The sequence below is a fragment of the Micromonospora sp. NPDC023814 genome (assembly GCF_040639595.1).
GTDB lineage: Bacteria > Actinomycetota > Actinomycetes > Mycobacteriales > Micromonosporaceae > Micromonospora.
The window spans coordinates 1-1,596 of sequence record NZ_JBFAAF010000225.1 but is presented as its reverse complement, the minus strand read 5'-3'; the positions used below and the strand labels follow the sequence as shown (position 1 = coordinate 1,596).

Here is a 1,596-nt window from a genome sequence, read left to right as displayed (position 1 = left end):
GGTCGCCCGCCGACGCCGCTGGGATCTTGGCACTTGAGGCCGTTAACGAGTCTGGCGCGGGGCCCGACCTGGATGGGTCGCACACTGTTGCTTCGAGCACGCCGGTCAGATTTCTCGGTTCCCGACCGTGGCCCACGGGCGACCTCCCACCCCCTTCTGCCTGTATGGAGCCCGGTGGCATGTCACGAGAACCCGAAGAGATCCACGACCCCGACCATGAGATCCGGTTGAGCCGGGTCGCGGCCATCGACGTGGCCAAGGCATCCGGCAAGGTCTGCACCCGGTTGCCGCATCCGACTCAGCCCCACCGCAGGATCACCCTGGTCTGGGACGTCGCGTCCACGACCAACGAGATCTGCGCGCTGGCCCAGCGACTGATCACCGATCAGATCGAACGCGTCGTACTCGAGTCGACCAGTGACTACTGGCGGCCGTTCTACTACATCCTGGAAGCGCACGGCGTGACGGTGTGGCTGGTCAACGCCAACGATGTCAAGCAGGTCCCCGGCCGGCCGAAGACCGACAAGCTCGACGCGGTCTGGCTGGCCAAGCTCAACGAGCGTGGGATGCTGCGACCGTCGTTCGTGCCGCCGAAGCCGATCCGGGACATCCGCGACTACACCCGCCTGCGCCACGACCTCGTCGCCGACCGGACCCGCTACAAGCTGCGCCTGGAGAAGTTGCTGGAAGACGCGCTGATCAAGCTTTCGTCTGTGGCCACCAACTTCCTCGGGCTGTCCGGACGCGCGATGATCGACGCCCTGGTCGCCGGTGAGCGCGATCCGCACAAGCTGGCCGAGTTGGCGTTGGGCAAGCTACGGGTCAAACGCGCCGCGCTCGTGGAAGCACTGACCGGCCGTTTCGACGACCACCATGCCACGATCGCGGCTACTCTGCTGCGGCAGATCGACGCGCTCGATGCCGAGATCGACAAGCTCACCGTCATCATCGACCAGCTCATCGTCGCCCTCCCCCTTGCCCACACCGATACGGGCGGCTCTCCCGCAGCCACGCACCTTTCGGTTCTGGAACGGCTCGACGAGATCCCCGGTGTCGGGCCTCGGGTCGCTCAAATCATCATCGCGGAGACCGGTGGGAACATGGCCCAGTTCCCCACGGCAGGTCATCTGGTGTCCTGGACGAAGCTCTCCCCACGCACAATGCAGTCCGGGCCGAAGACCCGCCGCGGACCAACAGGCCACGGCAGTCCCTACCTCAAAAGCGTGCTCGGCGACGCCGCGGCAGCGGCCGCCCGCACCGATACCTTCCTCGGCGAACGCTATCGACGTCTGGTCAAACGCCGCGGCAAGGCCAAAGCCCTGGTCGCGATCGCCAGATCCATCCTGACCATCGTCTGGCACATCCTCGCCGACCCGGCCGCCAGGTTCATCGACCTCGGCCCGGATCACTACACCACCCACATCAACAAGCACCGCAAGACCCGCAGCCTCATCCGCCAGCTCGAAGCCCTCGGCCACACCGTCCAACTCAACCCGGCCTGACCAGACAACACCGAGCCGACAAGAACAGAAACCCTCGTCGGGGCTCCGCCCCGACGCTGCCGCCTGCCCACCTACGGTTGTTTTTCCGGTCAGA

General features: G+C 65.9%; 1 protein-coding gene. It reads left to right on the top strand.

The annotated features are described in order from the left end of the window. Positions 1-179 precede the first annotated feature (179 nt). Positions 180-1,502, top strand: coding sequence for an IS110 family transposase (locus tag AB0G14_RS35625; RefSeq protein WP_357705204.1), 1,323 nt, complete (start codon positions 180-182; stop codon positions 1,500-1,502). Positions 1,503-1,596: the final 94 nt, after the last annotated feature.